Here is a 3,552-nt window from a genome sequence, read left to right as displayed (position 1 = left end):
CGGAGTATTGGTTTACGAATTTGCGGGAGCGGGTGCGGTTTGATGAGGTGGTGCGGGGGTTGGGGGATGCGGTGTTTATTGAGTGCAGTGGGCATCCGGTGTTGGTGCCGGGGTTTGAGGATGGGGTAGCAATCGGGTCTCTGCGGCGCGGTGAGGGTGGGTTGGAGCGGTTTTTGAGGTCGGTGGGTGAGGCGTGGGTGCGTGGGGTGCGGGTGGAATGGCAGCGGCTTTTCGAGGGGTATCGCCATATCGACCTGCCGACCTACGCCTTCCAGCGGGAACGGTTCTGGCTCAAGGACCTGGAGCCCGACATCGCCGCGCGCGGCCGCCGCGCGCGAGCCACCGTGGACAGCTGGCGCTACCGGATCGCGTGGCAGCTCCTGCCGGCGGCCACGGCGCCGGCGCCCGTTCTCCATGGGACGTGGGCCGTCCTGGTGCCGGCGGGCGGCATGAGTGAGGCGTGGGCGGTCGCCGTGCTCCGGACGCTCACCGACCACGGAGCCGCCCGCGTCGTACCCGTGGAACTGTCGGCGGCGGACACCGACCGTGCCGCTCTGGCGGCACGCCTGCGCGATGCCATGAGCACAACGGCTCCGTTCGATGGCGCGCTGTCGCTTCTGGCGACCGACGAACGCCCCAGCCCGGGGCGCCCGACCCTGACGACCGGCCTGGCGCTCACCCTGACGCTGGTCCAGGCACTGAGCGACCTCGGCGTCGAAACGCGCCTGTGGTGCGTGACGCGCGGCGCCGTCTCGACCGGCTCATCCGATCCGCTGATCAGCCCGCGGCAAGCGCAGGTCTGGGGCCTCGGCCGGGTCGTTGCCCTGGAACATCCCGCCCAGTGGGGCGGATTGATCGATCTGCCCGAGAGCCCGGATGCGCACGCTCTCGCCGAGCTGTGCCAGGTGCTTGCCGGGCTGAACGGCGAGGATCAGGTGGCGGTGCGTTCCCAAGGGGCGTTCGCCCGGCGGATGGTGGAGGCCGCAACGGGTGATGCCGCACCGCGGCGCGACTGGAAGCCCAGGGGCACGGTGCTGATCACGGGCGCCACCGGCAGCCTCGGTCCGCGCGTCGCCCGCTGGCTTGCCACCCGTGGCGCCGAGCACGTGGTGTTGGTCAGCCGTTCCGGCTCCGACGCCCCGGGCGCTGACGAACTGGCGGCGGAGCTGGCGGACATGGGCGCGGCCGTCACCCTGGCGGCCTGCGATGTCGGTGACCGTTCCGCCGTGGAGACGCTGCTCGGCGGGCTGCGGGACGCCGGGCACACGGTGCGCGCCGTCGTGCACACCGCCGCGCACATCGAGCTGGCCGCGGTGACCGGCACCACCCTGGACAGCCTTGCCGCGGTGCTGTCCGCGAAGGTCGCCGGGACCGAGCACTTCGCCGCGCTCCTCGACCGCGACGAACTGGACGCCTTCGTCCTGTTCTCCTCGATCGCCGGCGTCTGGGGAAGCGGCGACCACGCCGCATACGCCGCCGCCAACGCGGGGCTCGACGCCATGGCGGAGCAGGGCAGGGCCCAGGGGCTGCCGATGACTTCCGTGGCGTGGGGCGTCTGGGAGGACGCGCTCAACACGTGGCGCGGCATGGACGGCCTCGACCCGGCCGCGACGCGCGAACGAGTCCGGGGGCAGGGACTGCCGCTGATGCGTGCTGACCTGGCCATCACCGCACTTCAACAGGCACTCGACCACGAGGACACCTTTGTGGCAGTGGCCGATATCGACTGGGAACCGTTCGCCTCCCTGTTCACGGCGACGCGGCCGAGCCCGTTCCTCGGCGAACTGGCCCGTGCGCGCAGGGCGCAGAGCGCTCCAGCGCAGGGCGCGGCGGCCGAGAACATCCCGGCCCGCTCCGAATTGCGGCAGCAGCTCGACGGCCGTTCGGCGACGGAGCAGGAACGCATCCTGCTCGACCTGATCCGCACCCACGCCCGCGCCGTCCTCGGACACGCGTCGCCGGAGGCGATCGGTCCGGAACGGGCCTTCAAGGACCTCGGGTTCGAGTCTTTGACGGCGGTAGAACTCCGCAACAGGCTCGCCGCCGCATCCGGACTGCGGCTGCCGGCCACGCTGGTCTTCGACCAGCCGACGCCCGTCGCCCTGGCGACACATCTGCGTGGGGAGATTCTGGGACTGGACGCGGCCCCCACCGCCCCGGCCACCGTGATGCGCGCGGCGGACGAGGAGCCGTTGGCGATCGTGGGGATGGCGTGCCGCTTCCCCGGTGGTGTCGGCAGCCCGGAAGACCTGTGGCGGCTGGTTGCCGAGGGCGCCGACGTGATCTCCGACTTCCCCGACGACCGCGGCTGGGACCTTGCCGACCTGTTCGACCCAGACCCGGGGCGGCGCGGCAAGAGTTACGTCCGGTCGGGCGGCTTCGTCGAGGGCGCGGACCGCTTCGACGCGGCGTTCTTCGGGATTTCGCCGCGTGAGGCGCTGGCGATGGACCCGCAGCAGCGGTTGTTGCTGGAGACCGCGTGGGAGGCGTTCGAACGGGCCGGGATCGCCCCGGACACCCTGCGCGGCTCCCGCACCGGGGCCTTCGTCGGCGCCATGTCCCACGGATACGGCCCGCGGGCCGGCGAAGCGGCACCTGCCATCGAGGACTACGTCGTGACGGGCAGCGTTCCCAGCGTCATCTCGGGGCGTGTCGCGTATGCGCTGGGTCTTGAGGGGCCGGCGGTGACGGTGGATACGGCGTGTTCCTCGTCGCTGGTGGCGCTGCACCTGGCGGCGCAGTCGCTGCGGAACGGCGAGTGCACCATGGCCCTCGCGGGCGGCGCTGTTGTGATGCCGACTCCCGACGCGTTCGTCGGGTTCAGCCGGTTGAGGGCGCTGTCGGCCGACGGCCGGTGCAAGGCGTTCGCCGACGAGGCCGACGGCTTCGGGCTGTCCGAGGGGGCCGGCGTCGTCCTGCTGGAACACCTTTCGGATGCGCGGCGGAACGGGCATCCGGTGCTTGCGGTGGTGCGGGGCTCCGCGGTGAACCAGGACGGCGCGTCGAACGGGCTGACCGCGCCGAACGGCCCCTCGCAGCAGCGCGTGATCCGCCAGGCGCTGGCGAACGCCCGCCTGTCTGCGGCCGACGTGGATGTGGTGGAGGCGCACGGGACGGGCACGTCGCTCGGCGATCCGATCGAGGCGCAGGCGCTGCTGGCGACGTACGGGCAGGAACGGCCCGCGGGGCGGCCGTTGTGGCTGGGCTCGGTCAAGTCGAACATCGGGCACGCGCAGGCCGCCGCGGGCGTGGCGGGCGTGATCAAGATGGTGATGGCGTTGCGGTATGGGGTGTTGCCGCGCACGCTGCACGCCGACAAGCCCTCCTCGCACGTCGACTGGTCCTCCGGAGCGGTCGAATTGCTCCAGGAAGCGCGCGCATGGCCGAGCACCGAGGGCAGGCCGCGACGCGCCGGAATTTCCGCATTCGGTATTAGTGGGACGAATGCGCATGTGGTGGTGGAGGAGGCGCCGGTTTCTGAGTCGGGTTCTGTTTCTGTTGTGGGTGGTTGGGTGCCGTGGGTGGTGTCGGGTCGTTCGGTGGGGGCGTTGT

Annotated in this window: 1 protein-coding gene; it reads left to right on the top strand. The window is 71.5% G+C overall.

Annotation, left to right across the window (positions count from 1 at the left end):
• Positions 1-182: 182 nt before the first annotated feature.
• Positions 183-3,552: type I polyketide synthase (locus RM779_RS33125; protein WP_311621510.1), on the top strand; the 3,370-nt coding region annotated here is incomplete at its 3' end.

This window comes from Streptomyces johnsoniae (assembly GCF_031845565.1).
Lineage (GTDB): Bacteria > Actinomycetota > Actinomycetes > Streptomycetales > Streptomycetaceae > Streptomyces > Streptomyces johnsoniae.
Note: the sequence above shows the minus strand (reverse complement) of the source record. Positions and strands in the feature narration are given on the sequence as shown.